This window comes from Streptomyces endophyticus, assembly GCF_035798155.1.
GTDB classification, from domain to species: domain Bacteria; phylum Actinomycetota; class Actinomycetes; order Streptomycetales; family Streptomycetaceae; genus Streptomyces; species Streptomyces endophyticus.
This window is the reverse complement of sequence record NZ_JAOZYC010000204.1, coordinates 14123-30752: the sequence shown is the minus strand read 5'-3', so window position 1 is coordinate 30752 and position 16630 is coordinate 14123. Positions and strand designations below refer to the sequence as shown.

Here is a 16630-nt window from a genome sequence, read left to right as displayed (position 1 = left end):
TCCGCCACAACGTCACCCGGCGGACGGCCCCCGCCCGGACAGCACCTCACCGTAGGCCTGCATCAGATCCGGCAACCGCAACGTCGCCAGGTCGTCCCGCGTGGGCTCCGCCGCATACCCGGTCAACCGAAGGTCCCGGTACGCGCACGACTTCTCGTACAGCGTCCGCAGGAACCGCCCGTTCCCGAGCTCGTCGATCCATCCCTGGTCCACCACGTGCCCGGCGATCGAGCGGAGCTCGTCCCGCGCCTCCTCGTCCCACACGTCCCCGTTCTCACCCGCGAGCACCTCGCCGATCGAGGTGAGTTCGAGCGGCCGGTACGAGGGGAAGTCGACCCGCGTCGTGAAGCGCGAGGACAGTCCGGGGTTGGCGGCGAGCAGCCGGTCCATCCCCTCCGGATACCCGGCGAGGATCACCACCAGGTGATCCCGGTTGTCCTCCGCCCGCTTCAGCAGCACCTGAAGCGCCTCGTCGCCGTACGCGTCGCCCTTCCCGTAGCCGGTGTTGGACAGCGCGTACGCCTCGTCGACGAACAGCACGCCACCGAGCGCCGAGTCGATGAGTTCATTCGCCTTCACGGCGGTCTGGCCCAGATACTCGCCCACCAGGTCCGCCCGCTGCGCCTCCACGAGGTGGTCCCCGCCGAGCAGCCCGAGCGCGTAGAAGACCCGCCCCAGAATCCGCGCCACGGTCGTCTTGCCCGTACCCGAGGGCCCGGAGAACACGAAGTGCCGCTTCGGAGGCTGGACCGGAAGCCCCTGCCCGGACCGGAGCCGCGCCATGTTCAACTGGGCGGACAGCGCCTTCACTTGACGCTTCACGGGCTCCAGGCCCACCATCCGCTCCAGCTCGGTGAGCGCCTCCTCCAGGAGTACCGGATCCGTGCTGCTGGCCGGCAGCGGCGCGGGCACCGGCACCACGGCCTTCTCCCGCACCATGTCGGCGTCGTCGCCGGCCGCGCCGCCGGGGGGCGGCAGATCGGGGTCGGTCACCTTCAGGTTGCGCCCGTCGCTCTCGTACAGCGGATCGCCCACGTCGCCGTCGAGCCCGTCCTGGTATCCCGTCATGGGCATGGGCGTGAGATCGGACCCGTCGCCGAAGTCCCCGTACCCGTCCCCCTCGGCGATCGCCGCGAGCCGCGCGGAGGTGTCCATGAAGGCGGGGTCGACCCGGTGCACCGCCCGGTACAGGGGGAGCGCGGCCGCCGAACGCCCCGTGCCCTCATGGGCCCTGGCCAGCCAGTAGCGCAGCTCCTTGCGCTGCGGCTGCTCGCTGCGGCAGCGCATCAGGGCCGAGGAGAGCAGCGGCTCCGCCTGCCCGTACATCTCCAGGCGCACCCGGGCCATGCCACCGAAGAGACCGGCCTCGATGCCGAGCATCGGATCGTCGGTCAACGGGTCGGTGTGCCGCACCAGTTGATCCCAATCCTTCACCAGGTACGAGCGACAGGCGTGCAGGAACCGCACCTGTGGGTCCGCGTCGAACGGTGGCAGGGTGGCCAACGCCTGGTCCAGGTCCGGGACATGGCGCCCGTCCAGCCAGTGCGAGGCGTGCGCGAGCAGCAGGTCGCGCGGGTGCTCGAGCACCGGCTGTACCCACCAGCCGAGCCAGTACCAGGAGTTGAGCGTGCGCCGGTGGCGCATGCGCTGCTCCCCGAACCGGTCGCGGTGCCGGAACATGCGCAGCAGCGCGGTCGTCGTGTCGACGCGCAGGGCGTGCAGCCCGAGCCAGCCGTCGGCCATCCCCGGGTCCATCCGTACCGCGGTGCGGAATTCGTCCTCCGCCTGCGGATACGCACCCATGGTGTAGGCGTCGACGCCTCGCAGCCAGGCGAGGTCGGCCGGGCCGGCCTGTGCACCGGTGCCGAAGTCCATCACGTCCCCCACAAACCGTGCCCCCGATGAACCGCTCTGTCATGGACGGGAGTTGTCACGATGCGGACCGCGAGCCGTCCGTGGACCGCACCGAGGGCATCGTACCTGCGGGGGCGAGCTCGGCCGTAGGGCGCGACCCGGTCGGATCGGGGCACGAGCGGGGGATTCGGTGCAGGTGAGCGCGGTACCGAATGGTGACCCAGGGTGAGCGAAGCACGCCTCGGTGCGCTCGGGAAGGGGCCTTGAGGGCAGAACGAAGCCCCCGATCACGGGGGAACAACCGGGGGCTTCGCGTCTGTAGGCGGCCCCGAAAGACCGCACATTCAGAACGTAAGTCCTGTACGGCCCCTCGGTCAAGCAGAGTTGGGACCCTCGTGGAAAGTGGCGGAAGGCCGTTTCCACAGGTTCACCGGACCGCTGGCGGTCCATCACTGTGAGTGATTTTCCCCTTCAAGTGTGGGATCCCGCCAGGCCCTTCCCGCACCTCATATCCCTCTGGACACTCGCGTACCAAAAGGTGTGCGAAGGGGAGGGACGGGTTCTCCTGGAAGTGCTCCCGCTCCGCTGGGATCCAGCCGTCCCAGAACTCTCGCTGCGCCTCGCCGTCCCGCGCCCGCCCCCGTGCCCAGGCCGCCTCGTGGGGCATGTCGAGCCACAGCAACATCGCGAGTTCCGGCCGAAGTTCGCTCCGTCCCGCCCCCACGCCCTCGATCAGGACGACGTCCGCGGGCGGCAGCTCGCGCACGCCGGTGTAGCGGCGTGCATGCCAGTCGTACGTCTCGTGGCGCGCGGCCTCGCCGCGGGAGAGCGGGGCGAGGACCTGGGCGCGCAGGCGCTCGGTCCAGGCGAAGAGCGCGTCGTGGCTCGCGAGGTCGTCGAGCCGCAGGACGGGCGCCCCACCGAGCGCCTCCGCCAGCCGCACCGCGAAGGTCGACTTGCCGGAACCCGCGTGCCCGTCGATGCCCACGAGCCGCACGGGGCCGCAGGAGGGCGGCAGCCGGCGGATCCGAGCGGCGCAGTCGGCGAGGGGCACATGGTGGTAGCTCACGGCCGCAAGGGTACGACGCCGCCCGGATCGGTTTCACGCACGCCGCCGCAGGTCATGCCAGTGGTGAAGACCAATATTTGTGCCGGTGCCGCGCCGCGAAACGCTGGTGGAAATCCCGCCCCGGCGGCCATAGTTGGCGCAATCTGTCACGTCAGTCTCCGTCTCCGTCACGTCCGTCAGAACCGACGACCGAGGGATCAGCCGATGACCCGACCCGAAACCCCGTCCCCGCTCTCCCGGAGAACCGTTCTCGCGGCGGCCGCGGGCGCCGCGCTCGCCACGACGGCCATGGCGGGCAGCGCACGCGCCGCCACGCCCGCGCAGCAGTCCGCACACGCCGCACGGAAGGGCGCCGTGAACCGCCTCGTGGACAACCGCACCTGGACGACGTCCGTCGACTGGCGCTCCGGCACCGCGCACGGCACGCGCGTCGTGGGCGGCGCGCGCCCCGGCGTGACGATCGGCGCGCCCGCCGGCACGACGACGTACAAGGATCCGCACCTGAACAAGACGGCCGAGTGGGAGTACGCCGAGTGGCTCTCCCCGGTCCACGCGCTCTCGGTCCCCGCCACCGAGGTCATCGCGTCCTGGAACGCGCACACCCCGAAGGGCACCTGGATCCAGATCGAACTCCAGGGCACCTATACGGACGCCGCCACGACCCCCTGGTACGTGATGGGCCGCTGGACCGCGGGTGACGACAAGGACGCGGACATCCGCCGCACGTCCGTGGACGATCAGTCGGACGGGAAGTCGAGCATCTGGACGGACACGTTCTCCATCGACGACGCGGCCTCGGGCCTGCGCCTGGTCTCCTACCGGCTGCGGCTGAGGCTGCTGCGCGCGCCGGGTTCGAACGCGGCACCCACGGTGTGGCGCCTGGGCGCGATGGGCTCGGACGTCCCGGACCGCTTCACGGTGCCCGCGTCCACGCCGGGCCTCGCCAAGGAGCTGAAGGTCCCGCGCTACTCGCAGAACATCCACGTCGGCCAGTACCCCGAATACGACAACGGGGGAGAGGCCTGGTGCAGCCCCACGTCCTCGCAGATGATCATCGAGTACTGGGGCCGGAAGCCGACGCCGGAGCAGCTCGCCTGGGTGGACCCCTCGTACGCCGATCCGCAGGTCTGCCACGCGGCGCGTCATACGTATGACTACCAGTACGAGGGCTGCGGCAACTGGCCGTTCAACGCGGCGTACGCGGCGACGTACAAGGACCTGCAGGGCGTCGTGACCCGCCTCTCCTCCCTCGCCGACCTGGAGAAGCTGATCGCGGCCGGTGTCCCGGCCATAACGTCCCAGTCGTTCCTCAAGGAGGAGCTGACCGGCGCGGGCTACGGCACCTCGGGACACCTGATGACGGTCATCGGCTTCACCGCCGACGGCGACGTGATCGCCAACGACCCGGCCTCCCCCAGCGACGCCGCGGTCCGCCGCGTCTACAAGAGGCGTGAGTGGGAGAACATCTGGCTGCGTACCAAGCGCTACAACGCCACCGGCAAGGTCGTCTCCGGGACCGGCGGCGTCTGCTACCTGTACTTCCCGGCCCACCCGACCGAGAAGCAGCGCAAGGCGCTGGCGGCGGTGGGCGTGCGCTGAGCGGGACCCGCACCTCGGCGAGTGGCGGCAGTGGGCACTCGCCGAGGACGCTTCCCGGCGGCCGGACCGGGCCGTTCGATGCGGGTCAGCCGGTGACGACCGGGTTGACGACCCAGTCCGGGTGGCCCGGCATCGGCGGGGTCTTGGAGCCGTACAGCCACGGGCGCAGGAAGCCCGTCAGGTCGTGGCCCGCGACCTTCGAGGCGAGCCGGATGTAGTCGGCCGTCGACGCCGTCTTCCCCCGGTACTGGGTGACCCACGCCCGCTCGATCCTCGCGAAGGTCTCCGCGCCGACCTGCTCGCGCAGCGCGTACAGGACGAGCGCCGAGCCGTCGTAGCGCATCCGCTTGAAGAGGTTGGGCTCCGTGGGCTCGGCGGGGGCGCCGTAGTCGTGGCGCCACTGGTCGTGGTTCTCGTAGGCCGTCTTCATGGCGGCCTCGAAGCTGTCGCCGCCGTGCTCCTCGGAGTACCAGCGCTCGTAGAAGCGGGCGTGGCCCTCGCTCACCCACAGGTCGGACCAGGTGGCGATCCCGACGCTGTCGCCGAGCCACTGGTGGGTCAGCTCGTGGACGAGATTGCGCTCGGCGTCGACCTTCGTGCCGAGCAGATCCGCCTTCGGGACGAGGGACAGCGTCTGCGTCTCCAGGGCCACGCCGAGGTCCGTGTCGCCGACGAGGACGCCGTACCGGTTGAACGGATAGGGCCCCAACTTCTCTTGCAGCCAGGTCAGGTGTTCGGGCGTCAGGTCGCGGTACTGCTTGGTCGGCGCCACGAGCGCGTCCGGGACGACATCGCGCAGCGGCAGCCCGCCCGGCCCCTTGCTGTCGATCAACGTGAACTTCCCGATGGCCAGTTGGACCAGCTGCGTCGCGATCGGCTGCTCGGAGTCGTACGTCCAGCGGACCCGGCCGTCGCTCCGCTCGGTACGGTCGACGAGGCGCCCGTTCGCGACGGCCGTCCGGTCGGCCGGGGTCGTCACGCGGAACGTGACGGGGGCGCGCCGGCTCGGGTGGTCATTGGACGGGAAGATCATCTTGGCCCCGTTGGGCTGCGGGTACAAGACCGTCCCGTCGGGCGTCGGGATCCAGCCGTAGTCCTCGATCGCGTCGTCGCGGTGGCGCACCTGCGTCGGGTCGGCCGTGTAGCCGACCTTCACGGTGAAGGCGCTGCCCTTGGGTATCGGTGAGGCGGGCGTGACGACCAGCTCGTCGCCGTCCCGCCGGGTCTGCGCGGCGCGGCCGTTCACGGTCACCGAGCGCAGCTCGTTCCCGGCGAAGTCGAGGTCGAAGCGGGACAGCGCCTGCGTCGCCGTGGCCTTGACGGTGGTGGAGGCGGCGAACGGGGTCCTCGGCGCCTGCCAGTCGAAGTCGAGCGTGTAGTGGCGCACGGTGTAGCCCCCGTTCCCGTCGAGCGGGAACATCGGGTCGCCGAGGCCCGCGGCGCCCGGCGCCGGGCGGTCGGTGGCCGCCCGGGAGACCGCCACCGGGCCGGTCAGCGCCGCGGTGACGGTGATCGCGGCGGCGAGGACGAGACGGGTTCTGCGGCGTGGTGTCCGGTACGTACTCATCGGGAACCTTCCGGTCGGACGGAACGCGTCTCTCTGTGGGACGCACGACGCGGCGGCCCGGTTGTACGTGACCAAGGTCTCGGCGGCACGGTGGCCATCCGATGGCAAGGTGGAGAAGGCGCCGCAGAACCTGAGGCGCAGCCGGGGGAGTCAGGACCAGCACCGCGACCCGAGCGAGACACCCATGACCGCACATTCCGCCACCGCTTCCACAGCCGCCGCGCGCGCTCGCACCGGCGGGCCCGAGGACAACGGGCCGAAGATCCTCGAACACGTCCTGGGCTGGACCTTCGTCGTGGTCCTCGCGATGCTCGTCACCCAGCTCGGCCTGATGTGACCGGTCCGTCGCGCACCGCGACGTGACGCGCACCACCACGGCCCCCGCCGCGCAGGCGTGAGGGCGCCTCGGGAAATGCCATACTGCGGCATTCGCAGGGAGTCCGAGACCAGGGCCGGAATTGAACACTAGCCACCAGCGGGTGCGCGGCACCGAACGCTCCGCCGCCCGCCGCGCCGAACTCATCGCCATCGGGCGGAAGTTGTTCGCCGACACGTCCTACGACGCGCTGTCCATGGATGAGATAGCGCAGCACGCGGGCGTGGCCAAGGGGTTGATCTACTACTACTTCGAGTCCAAGCGCGGCTACTACCTGGCGATCATCGAGGAGTCCGTCGGCGAACTCGTCGACGGCGCGAGCAGCGTCGGTGACCTGGCCCCCGTGGAGCGCGTGCACCGCACGGTGGAGGGCTATCTGCGCTACGCGGAGCGGAACCAGGCGGCGTACCGCACGATCGTCACGGGTGGCGTGGGCTTCGACGCCCAGGTGCAGGCCATCAGGGACGGGGTGCGGGACGCACTGATCGCCACCATCGCCCGGGCCGCGTACGGGACTTCGTGGGTGCCGCGGCTCGCGCGGACAGCGCTGCTCGGCTGGCTGTGCAGCGTCGAGGGCATCACGCTCGACTGGATCGGTCACCACGAGCTCGAACGGGACACGGTGCGCGCCCTGTTGGTGCGCACGCTCGGCGAAACCCTGCGGGTGATCGAGGAGTTCGAACCCTCGTACCCCGCACCGGTGCTCCCCTGACCACGCGCGAGTACGCGCGCGTGCGGCCAGGGGAGCGTGTGGGGGGTTGCTTGTAGAGCCGTCCGATCTCCGGAGGCCTAGTTGATCGCCTTGATCAGCTCACCGTTCGAGGTGTCACCGGACAGCTCCCAGAGGAAGGTTCCGCCGAGGCCCTGCTGGTTCTTGTAGTCCATCTTTCCGCCGATGGTCTGCGGGGTGTCGTAGCTCCACCAGTCGTTCCCGCAGTGCGCGTACGCGGTGCCGCCGACCGTGCCGGTGGCCGGGCACTTGCTCTTGAGCTCCTTGTAGTCGTCGATTCCCTGCTCGTACTTGCCGGCCGCGGGCCCGGTCGCCGTGCCACCGGGAGCGTCCTGTGTGACGCCGGTCCAGCCGCGCCCGTAGAACCCGATCCCGAGCAGCAGCTTGGAGGCGGGCACGCCCATCGCCTTGAGCTTGGCGATGGTGTCGGCGGAGTTCCAACCCGCCTTCGGAATCCCGTCGTACGTGGTCAGCGGCGAATGCGGGGCCGTGGGCCCCTGCGCGTCCCAGGCGCCGAAGTAGTCGTACGTCATCGGGTTGTACCAGTCGACGTACTGGGCGGCGCCCGCGTAGTCGGCGGCGTCCAGCTTGCCGCCCTCCGAGGCGTCGGCCGGGATGGCGGAGGTGATCAGGTAGTCGCCGCCGAACTTCGAACGCAGCGCCGACATCAGGTTCTTGTAGGCGTCGCGCCCGCTGGTGTCGCAGGTGAGGCCGCAGGCGTTCGGGTACTCCCAGTCGATGTCGATGCCGTCGAAGACATCGGCCCACTTGGAGTTCTCGACCAGGTCGTAGCAGGACTGGGCGAACGCGGCCGGGTCCTTGGCCGCCTCGCCGAAGCCCCCGGACCAGGTCCAACCGCCGAAGGACCAGAGGATCTTGAGTTCCGGATGCAGCTTCTTCAGCTTCAGCAGCTGGTTGAAGTTGCCGCGCAGCGGCTGGTCCCAGGTGTCGGCGGCACCGTCCACGGACTGATCGGCCGTGTACGCCTTGTCGGTCGCGGCGTAGGAGTCGCCCATCGCGCACTTGCCGCCCTGGACATTGCCGAAGGCGTAGTTGATGTGCGTGAGCTTGTCCGCCGAGCCCGAGCTCTCGACATTCTTGACGTGGTAGTTCCGGTCGTAGACACCCCACTCGGTGAAGTATCCGACGACCTTCGAGCCGGCCGCTTTCGGCTCGGTGTCGCTCTGCTGCTGCGCGGAGGCGGTGGCTGCTCCGGCGAGCAGCCCCGCGCCGAGGACGGCGCAACATGCGGCGGAGAAGAGGGCCTTGAGGCCTCTGCGGGGGAGGTGCGGTCTGAGCATCGTGTCTCCTCGTGGGGGAGGGGAGCGTGGGGGATCGTGCTGTGGACCTGCGCGCCGCACCTTAGAAGGACTAGACCAGTAGGGTCAATGGTACGAACCAATTCCGCCGCCGTGGAAAAACTTGGAGTAAGCGGTCGTTAACTAGTGACGGGCCGCTCCGGATCGGGAATACTCAACACGCCGCGGCCGCTTGGTCTGCGCTTTCCGTGATCCGGAAGGGCAGCATCGGCCCGGCAGTGACCATCCGGCGACGCCCGCCCACCCGGCGGTCGTCGCCGCAGCGCCCGCCCAGGGAAGAGAGCGTCGCCATGCCGGAGCCAGGAGTCGAGCGTCAGTTGCCGACGGACGAAGCTCAGGATCTGATGCGGCTCGTCCGCGACATCGCGCAGCGGGAGATCGCCCCGCGCGCGGCCGAGGACGAGGAGGCGGGCCGCTTCCCGCGCGAGGCCTTCCGGCTCCTCTCCGAGTCGGGACTGCTCGGACTGCCGTACGACGCCGAGTTCGGCGGCGGCGAGCAGCCGTACGAGGTCTATCTCCAGGTCCTGGAGGAGCTCGCGGCCGCCCGCCTCACGGTGGGCCTCGGCGTCAGCGTGCACTCGCTGTCCTGCCACGCCCTCGCCAACTTCGGGACGAAGCAGCAGCGCACGGAGCACCTGCCCGACATGCTGGGCGGCGGCCTGCTCGGCGCCTACTGCCTCTCCGAGCCTTCCTCGGGCTCCGACGCGGCGTCCCTGCGCACCAAGGCGATCCGCGACGGCGACGCGTGGGTGCTCACGGGCACGAAGGCCTGGATCACGCACGGCGGCGTCGCCGACTTCTACACGGTCCTGGCCCGCACCGGCGGCGAGGGCGCGCACGGCATCACGGCGTTCCTGGTGCCCGGTGACGCGGCAGGGCTGAGCGCGGCGGTCCCCGAGAAGAAGATGGGCATGAAGGGCTCGCCCACCGCCCAGATCCACCTGGACGGGGTGCGGGTGAGCGACGCGCGCCGCCTCGGGGACGAGGGGCAGGGCTTCCAGATCGCCCTCTCGGCGCTCGACTCGGGCCGCCTCGGGATCGCGGCCTGCGCGGTCGGCGTCGCACAGGCCGCGCTCGACGCCGCGGTGGAGTACGCGAAGGGGCGCGCCCAGTTCGGCCGGCCCATCGCGGACTTCCAGGGACTGCGCTTCATGCTCGCGGACATGGCCACGCAGATAGAGGCGGGCCGCGCCCTGTATCTGTCGGCGGCCCGGCTGCGCGACGCGGGCAGGCCCTTCTCCAAGCAGGCCGCCATGGCCAAGCTGCTGTGCACGGACGCCGCGATGAAGGTCACCACGGACGCGGTGCAGGTCCTCGGGGGATACGGCTACACGGCCGACTTCCCCGTGGAGCGCCTGATGCGCGAGGCGAAGGTGCTCCAGATCGTCGAGGGCACCAATCAGATCCAGCGCATGGTCATCGCCCGTCACCTCGCCGGTCCTGAATCGCGCTGAACTGCCCGGTGCGTACGGTGGGCGCGATCAGCCGCACCCACTCCGGGTCCTCGCGCCCCGGCAGCGTCCGGCCGCGCTCGGTCCAGGCCGTCATCATCGCCTGGTAGATCGGGGGGTTGTGCAGGCGCGGCTGGGGCGGCTGCGGGCGCGGCGGCTGCGGCGGCCGGGCCTGCTGCGGCCGGGGGAGCGGCTGCGGCCCCGCGGGCTGGAGCGCGGGAGGCTGCGGGGGCTGTGCGGCCTGAGGGGTGCGCTGAACCTGTGACGTTGGCTGGGGCTGCTGTTCCTGTGGCGCCTGCCCGCCCTGGGGGAGCGGGTGGGACGTGGGGGACTGTCGGCTCTGGTGAACCGATTCTGCGGTAACCGGCACGAGGATGCGCCTGCGTCGTCCCGTGGGCGCAGGTGCCGAGGTCTGCGTCGAGGTCATACCGGTTCAACGAAAGAGGGATCGGCGGGGTCACTGGTTGACGAATTCGAGCGTCAGTTCACGACAAACCCGTACGCGTGGCGCGGGCCGGTCGAACATCTGGCCAGCACCGCCGAGCTGACGTACCGTCAACTCCGCCGCCGGGCAGGCCGCACCCCTCCGGGCGACGTCAACCACCGTTCCCTCAGGGAGGTTTGCCGTGTCCGCAGACGAGGCCGTCGACCGTCCTGTCGCCTTCGACGAGTGGCCCGTGCACCAGGTCCCGCTGTCGATGAAGCACGTCGCCACCAGCGACCGCAACGCCTACGACCGCTGCATCTTCCATCTCTTCGACCCCGAGGGCCGGTTCCTGCTCATCCTCGGCCTCGGCGTCTACCCGAACCTGGGCGTGATCGACGCCTACGCCACCCTGCGCATCGGCGACACCCTGCACGCGGTCCGCGCCTCGGACGCCCTCAGCGACGAGACGCGGATGGACATGCGGGTCGGCCCGCTGAAGATCCTGGTCGAGCGCCCCCTGAAGGACTTCATCCTCACCTGCGCCGCCGACCCGGACGACCCCGACGGACTCTCGTACGAGATCAACTGGAGCGCCGACTTCCCGGCCCTGTGGGAGCCGCACCACACGCAGCGCAAGGGGGCGCGGCTCACCCTGGAGGGCAAGCGGTTCGTACAGGCAGGGCGGTGCGACGGGTGGCTGCGGATCGGGGGCCGGGAGATCCGGCTGAGCGACTGGACCGGGACCAGGGACCGGAGTTGGGGGGTGCGGCCGGTGCCGGGGGAGGAGGGCGGCCGGCTCGCGCAGGAGTACCCCACCGAGGGCTTCCACTGGATCTGGGCGCCGGTCCGCTTCGACGACCGCTTCCTCATGGTGATCACCCAGGAGGACGCCGACGGCTACCGCACCCTGAACGACGCCACGGTCGTCCGCGAGGGCCACCGCGACCGCCAACTCGGCTGGCCGCAGACCGACATCACCTACCGCCCCGGCACCCGGCACCCCGAGCGAGCGGTCATCCACCTCATGGACCCGGTCGACCGCAAGCCGCTCGACGTGGGCGTCGAGATCCTCGCCTCCTCCCCGCTCGCCGTCGGCGCGGGCTACCCGCCGGCCGACGACTGGCAGCACGGGACCTGGCGCGGCCACGACTGGTGCGAGCGGCGGACGTACGACCTCGCGGACCCGACGGCCCACCCTCGGGCCGCGTACGGGGTCATCGACCATGCGGCCCGCTTCACCCTCGACGGGCAGGTCGGGTACGGCATCTTCGAGCACGGTTCCTTCGGCCGCCACGACCCGAGCGGCTTCACGGGCTTCGACTCGGTGGCCCCGGCTTCCGAACGGTCGTAACCACCCCTCACGGACAGGGAGTTCGGCGATGGCGACAGCACCGCGACAACCCAGGCCCCGCACGTCCACCCGAGAGCCCGAGGAGATCGCCCGGCGTCTGACCGCGTGGCTCGGCCGTCGGCTGCCCGGGGCGAAGGCGGTGAACGTCGCCGTCCCCGAGTCCAACGGCATGTCGAGCGAGACCCTGCTCTTCGACATCGAGCACCCCGAACCACCCGTACGCGCTTGCGCGTTGCGGCTGGCCGCGGACCCGTCGGCGTACACGATCTTCCCGGTGTACGACATGCCACGCCAGTACAGGACCATGCGTCTCGCGGCCGAGCGCACCGGGCTTCCGGTGCCGCGCGTGCTGTGGCTGGAGGAGGACGCGGGGCCGCTCGGCGCCCCGTTCTTCGTCATGGAACGGGTGGCGGGCCGCGTGCCGCCCGACGTCATGCCCTATACGTACGAGGGGAATTGGCTGCACGAGGCGACCGACGGAGAGCGGGAACGCCTGGAGGACGCGAGCGTCCAGGTGCTGGCGCGGCTGCACGACGGCGTGCCGACGGCCGAGGCGTCCTTCCTGGAGCTGCCGGGGGAGGGGAGCCCCCTGCGCCGGCATGTGGACGCCCAACGCGCCTACTACGCATGGGTGGTGGAGGGCCGCAGTCCCTCGCCCCTCATCGAGAGCGCCTTCGCACGCCTGGAGGAGTTGTGGCCGCAGAGGGAAGGCCCCACGGTCCTCAACTGGGGCGACGCCCGCATCGGCAACATCATCTACGAGCAGGACGGATTCGCACCCGCCGCCGTCCTCGACTGGGAGATGGCCTCGCTCGCGCCGCGCGAGGTCGACCTCGGCTGGACGGTGTATCTGCACCGCTTCTTCCAGGACCTGACCGAGGCCTTCGGCCAGCGCGGCCTGCCGGACTTCCTGCGCCGCGACCGGGTCGAGGCGCGCTACGCCCGGCTCACCGGACACACCCCGCGCGACATGGAGTTCTACACGCTCTACGCGGCCCTGCGGCACGCCGCCGTGATGCTCCGCGTCGCCTACCGGCAGATCCATTTCGGCGAGGCCACCGAGCCCGCGGACCCGGACACACTGATCCTGCACCACGACAGCTTGCGGGCCATGGTGCGGGGCAGTTACTGGGCCGACGGGTCGTAGCGGGTCAGGCGGCGGCTCGGCGGTAGGGCTGGTCGGGCACCCGGATGGGGCGCGCGGATGGGCCACCGGCGTGCGAGAAGGGCTGTGTACGCCAGTCGAGTCCCTGAGGGAGCGTCAACAGGAGGGCGGCGTGCTGCTCCTGAGCACCCACCAGGTCGTCCGTGGGCAGGGACTCCGCGACGGTCCTTCCGCTGCCTACGCAGACCGTGAGCCCGAACGGGTCCCAGGGAGACGTCACATGGGCGTGCTCCGGCAGCACGTCCTCCTCCGCGAGGAGGGCGATGGCCTTGCCGCAGTCGGGGCAGGCCACCCGGTACATCTCGAACGTCTCGTACTCGTCGCCCGCGTCCCCCTCGGTACCGAAGAGGTCGGGTTCGACGCCCTCCGGCTGGGGCTCGGCGATCGCCTGCTGGCGGTCGCGCGCGCCAGGACGTCCGGAACGCTTCATGCTCTGCATGGGATTCTCCCCCTCGGGTGGGCCGGCCGCTGATGTCCATGAGTGGCGGCCTCGGCCACAGCAAGCATTTCCCGGCTGTTCGTCGAGGTAATCACTTCATGCCGGTGGACACGGCCTCAGGCCTGTGGTGTTCGTCACATGTCGAATGAGCTTGCCCTTTGAGCGGTAGACGTATCGCCCATCTCGTTCCTTCAGGTATCCGTGAGGATCAAGGGACCGGTAGGTTCAGCGGCATGGAGGAGCTCGACCGACAGATTGTGCAGCTGCTCGTCAAGGACGGGCGGATGAGCTACACCGACCTGGGCAAGGCCACGGGCCTGTCCACGTCAGCGGTGCACCAGCGGGTGCGCCGCCTCGAACAGCGCGGCGTGATCCGTGGCTACGCCGCGGTCGTCGACCCGGAGTCGGTCGGCCTGCCGCTCACCGCGTTCATCTCGGTGAAGCCGTTCGACCCGAGCGCCCCCGACGACATCGCGGAGCGCCTCGCGGGCGTCCCCGAGATCGAGGCGTGCCACAGCGTGGCCGGCGACGAGAACTACATCCTCAAGGTCCGGGTCGAAACCCCCCACGAGCTGGAAAACCTCCTGGCCCGAGTCCGCTCCCTGGCAGGCGTCTCCACCCGCACAACGGTCGTCCTCTCCACCCCGTACGAGGCACGGCCCCCGCGCATCTAGCGACGGTCCGGCGGTCCGGGTGCCTGGGATGTGGCCGGGCTGGTCCGGCGCTGTACCGCAGCCGACCGCCTGCCCGGCGTCCACCCGCTCACCTCCCACCCACCCGCCCCCTCCGGGGGCGTCGGCCTGACGGGCGCGGCGGGTGCCGCCTGCGGCTCGGGTGACGGGTCGCCGTTCACGGCTGCCCACCCGTTGCGGCCGCCGCCGCCCCGACTTGGGTGACCGGCCGTCGTCCACGGCTCCCCACCCGTTGCGGCCGACGCCGCCCCCGACTTGGGCAATCTGCCGCCTTGGGCGGCAGGGTGGGCAAGGCGGCGCCCGGTGCCGCGCGGCGATGACGGAGGGCGCCAACCCCGGCAACGCTCCGGAACCCCGGTGCCGCGCACCCGTCACCTTCGGCGCCACCCCGGCCCGGGTCGGAAACCCCGTCGCCGCGCACCCGTCACCTTCGACGCCGCCCCCGGCCCGGGTCGGGAACCCCGTCGCCGCGCACCCGTCACCTTCGACGCCAACCCCGACCCCGGCCAGAAACCCCGGCTCCGCCCCCGGCCCAGGCCAGAAACCACCCCCCTCGACCACCCCCCCGGCACACCCCACCCCAAGGACACGGGAAACTGTCACCATGAGCACGCCCCCCACCCCCCGCACCGTCCTCCTGCGCCGAGGCGAGATCCACAGCCCGGCCGACCCCTTCGCCACCGCCATGGTCGTGGAGGCCGGCCACGTCGCCTGGGTCGGCTCGGAGGGCGCGGCGGACGCGTTCACGGACGGCGTGGACGAGGTGATCGACCTCGACGGCGCCCTGGTGACCCCCGCGTTCACCGACGCCCACGTCCACACCACGTCGACCGGCCTCGCCCTCACCGGCCTCGACCTCACGGCCGCACGCACCCGCACCGAAGCCCTGACCCTCGTACGGGAACACGCCGCGGCCAACCCCACCGACCGCGTCCTCCTCGGCCACGGCTGGGACGCCGCCCGCTGGCCCGACCGCACCCCCCTCACCCGCGCGGAACTCGACGAGGCCACGACAGGCCGCCCCGTCTACCTCTCTCGCATCGACGTGCACTCGGCCGCCGTCAGCACCGCCCTCCTCGACCTCGTGCCCGGCATCACGGACCGTCCCGGATTCGACCCCGAGGGCCCCCTCACCCGCGCCGCCCACCACGCCGTCCGCGCCGCCGCGCTCGCCGCCGTGGGCCCCCAGCAACGTACGGAGGCCCAGCGCGCGGCACTCCAGCACGCCGCGTCGCTCGGCATCGGCTCGATCCACGAGTGCGCGGGCCCCGACATCTCCTCCGAGGACGACTTCACCGGCCTGCTCGACCTCGCCCGCTCCGAGCCGGGCCCGCGTGTCGCCGGCTACTGGGCGGACCGCGACATCCAACGCGCCCGTGCCCTCGGCGCGCTGGGCGCCGCGGGCGACCTGTTCGTCGACGGTTCCCTCGGCTCCCACACGGCGTGCCTGCACGAGCCCTACGCAGACATCGCTGCCGCGTCGCACAACGGCACCGCCTACATGTCGGCCGAGGACATCGCCGCCCATGTGGGCGCCTGTACGGAGGCCGGACTCCAGGCCGGTTTCCACGCCATCGGTGACGCCGCCGTGACCGCCGTCGTCGACGGCATGCGCGCCGCCGCCGAAAAGGTCGGCCTCGCGCGCGTACGCGCGGCCAGGCACCGCGTGGAGCACGCCGAGATGCTCACCCCCGAAACCGTCGCCGCCTTCGCGGAGTTCGGCCTCACCGCCTCCGTGCAGCCCGCCTTCGACGCCCTGTGGGGCGGCGAGGACGGCATGTACGCCGACCGCCTCGGCGTCGAGCGGGCACGTACCCTCAACCCGTACGCGGCCCTCCTGAAGGCCGGCGTCCCGCTCGCCTTCGGCTCCGACAGCCCGGTCACTCCGCTCGACCCGTGGGGCACGATCCGCGCCGCCGCCTTCCACCGGACGCCCGAACACCGCGTCTCCGTACGCGCCGCGTTCACCGCCCACACGCGCGGGGGCTGGCGTGCCGTGGGCCGTGACGACGCGGGCATCCTCGTCCCGGGCGCCCCCGCCGACTACGCCGTCTGGCGCACGGACGAGCTGGTCGTGCAGGCGCCGGACGACCGTGTGGCCCGCTGGTCGACCGACCCCCGCTCCGGAACCCCCGGTCTGCCGGACCTCTCTCCGGGAGCCCAACTCCCGGTCTGCCTGCGGACCGTGGTCTTCGGTCAGACCGTCTTCGTAGGGCCGGACGAGTGATAACCGGGGCGCCACGACTTCGATCTTGCCGTGCCACGGTCCCGTGCGACCTGCGAATCCTCCGCGCTGACCAGGGCAGTTCGCAGAGAGCCGCAGGTGGAACGCCTGTTGACAAGGCGCGGCTGTCGACGGGTAGGTTCGGCCGGGTCCACCACCTCCAGGCACGACCGGGGAAATCCAGGCAGTCGTAGAACGCAGCTGGGTCAGGGGGTGGTGCGCCGCACCGGCGTACCACCACTGGGAGCCAGGCCCAGCGCCCGCGCCACGGGGCGCTGGAACGTTCCGGCCGGTCGGCCAGGTGCGACCCGGGTGGGGCCCGGGCGTTCAGTAGACAACGGCTTTAGGTCGACCCGCAGCCAGCGGG

13 protein-coding genes are annotated in these 16630 nt (G+C 71.2%); 8 read left to right on the top strand and 5 right to left on the bottom strand.

Annotated features, from left to right (window positions below):
• Positions 1 to 12 precede the first annotated feature (12 nt).
• Positions 13 to 1875 carry an AAA family ATPase gene (locus OKJ99_RS41360; protein ID WP_326023747.1) on the bottom strand — a complete coding sequence of 621 codons (1863 nt, stop codon included), beginning with the start codon at positions 1873 to 1875 and terminating at the stop codon, positions 13 to 15.
• 406 nt (positions 1876 to 2281) lie between these two features.
• Positions 2282 to 2923, bottom strand: a complete 642-nt coding sequence (locus OKJ99_RS41355) for a uridine kinase family protein (protein WP_326023746.1) — start codon at positions 2921 to 2923, stop codon at positions 2282 to 2284.
• 204 nt (positions 2924 to 3127) lie between these two features.
• On the opposite strand from OKJ99_RS41355, the gene OKJ99_RS41350 reads away from it, so the two are divergent.
• Entirely contained in the window at positions 3128 to 4522 is a 1395-nt protein-coding gene (locus OKJ99_RS41350) for a peptidase C39 family protein (protein WP_326023745.1), read from the top strand.
• Positions 4523 to 4607: 85 nt separating this feature from the next.
• On the opposite strand, the gene OKJ99_RS41345 is transcribed toward OKJ99_RS41350, so the two are convergent.
• Positions 4608 to 6089, bottom strand: coding sequence for a M1 family metallopeptidase (locus OKJ99_RS41345; protein ID WP_326023744.1), 1482 nt, complete (start codon positions 6087 to 6089; stop codon positions 4608 to 4610).
• Between the two features lie 184 nt (positions 6090 to 6273).
• Here OKJ99_RS41345 and OKJ99_RS41340 point away from each other — a divergent pair, with 184 nt between their 5' ends.
• Together OKJ99_RS41340 and OKJ99_RS41335 are read left to right on the top strand one after the other, a co-directional pair.
• Positions 6274 to 6426 (top strand): SCO1431 family membrane protein, encoded by a 153-nt coding sequence (locus OKJ99_RS41340; protein ID WP_326023742.1) that lies wholly within the window; start codon positions 6274 to 6276, stop codon positions 6424 to 6426.
• A 121-nt stretch (positions 6427 to 6547) separates the two neighbouring features.
• Complete coding sequence (locus OKJ99_RS41335; RefSeq protein ID WP_407700872.1) at positions 6548 to 7177, top strand: TetR/AcrR family transcriptional regulator; 630 nt, start codon at positions 6548 to 6550, stop codon at positions 7175 to 7177.
• A 77-nt stretch (positions 7178 to 7254) separates the two neighbouring features.
• Here OKJ99_RS41335 and OKJ99_RS41330 read toward each other — a convergent pair whose 3' ends face one another.
• A complete protein-coding gene (locus OKJ99_RS41330; RefSeq protein WP_326023739.1) occupies positions 7255 to 8496 on the bottom strand; it encodes a glycoside hydrolase family 18 protein in 1242 nt (413 codons plus the stop codon).
• A gap of 308 nt (positions 8497 to 8804) precedes the next feature.
• Here OKJ99_RS41330 and OKJ99_RS41325 point away from each other — a divergent pair, with 308 nt between their 5' ends.
• The 3 genes from OKJ99_RS41325 to OKJ99_RS41315 all read left to right on the top strand — a co-directional run bounded on the left by OKJ99_RS41325 (position 8805) and on the right by OKJ99_RS41315 (position 12890).
• The gene (locus OKJ99_RS41325) at positions 8805 to 9968 is read left to right on the top strand and encodes an acyl-CoA dehydrogenase family protein (protein ID WP_326023737.1); all 1164 of its coding nucleotides are present in this window, start codon (positions 8805 to 8807) and stop codon (positions 9966 to 9968) included.
• A 695-nt stretch (positions 9969 to 10663) separates the two neighbouring features.
• Positions 10664 to 11743 carry a hypothetical protein gene (locus OKJ99_RS41320; RefSeq protein WP_326023749.1) on the top strand — a complete coding sequence of 360 codons (1080 nt, stop codon included), beginning with the start codon at positions 10664 to 10666 and terminating at the stop codon, positions 11741 to 11743.
• A gap of 28 nt (positions 11744 to 11771) precedes the next feature.
• The gene (locus OKJ99_RS41315; RefSeq protein ID WP_326023736.1) at positions 11772 to 12890 is read left to right on the top strand and encodes a phosphotransferase family protein; all 1119 of its coding nucleotides are present in this window, start codon (positions 11772 to 11774) and stop codon (positions 12888 to 12890) included.
• 4 nt (positions 12891 to 12894) lie between these two features.
• On the opposite strand, the gene OKJ99_RS41310 is transcribed toward OKJ99_RS41315, so the two are convergent.
• Positions 12895 to 13347 carry a hypothetical protein gene (locus OKJ99_RS41310; protein ID WP_326023735.1) on the bottom strand — a complete coding sequence of 151 codons (453 nt, stop codon included), beginning with the start codon at positions 13345 to 13347 and terminating at the stop codon, positions 12895 to 12897.
• Positions 13348 to 13580: 233 nt separating this feature from the next.
• Between OKJ99_RS41310 and OKJ99_RS41305 the strand changes: the two genes are divergently transcribed.
• Together OKJ99_RS41305 and OKJ99_RS41300 are read left to right on the top strand one after the other, a co-directional pair.
• Positions 13581 to 14021, top strand: a complete 441-nt coding sequence (locus OKJ99_RS41305; protein ID WP_161306038.1) for an Lrp/AsnC family transcriptional regulator — start codon at positions 13581 to 13583, stop codon at positions 14019 to 14021.
• A gap of 622 nt (positions 14022 to 14643) precedes the next feature.
• Complete coding sequence (locus OKJ99_RS41300; protein WP_326023734.1) at positions 14644 to 16266, top strand: amidohydrolase; 1623 nt, start codon at positions 14644 to 14646, stop codon at positions 16264 to 16266.
• The last annotated feature ends 364 nt before the right edge of the window (positions 16267 to 16630 follow it).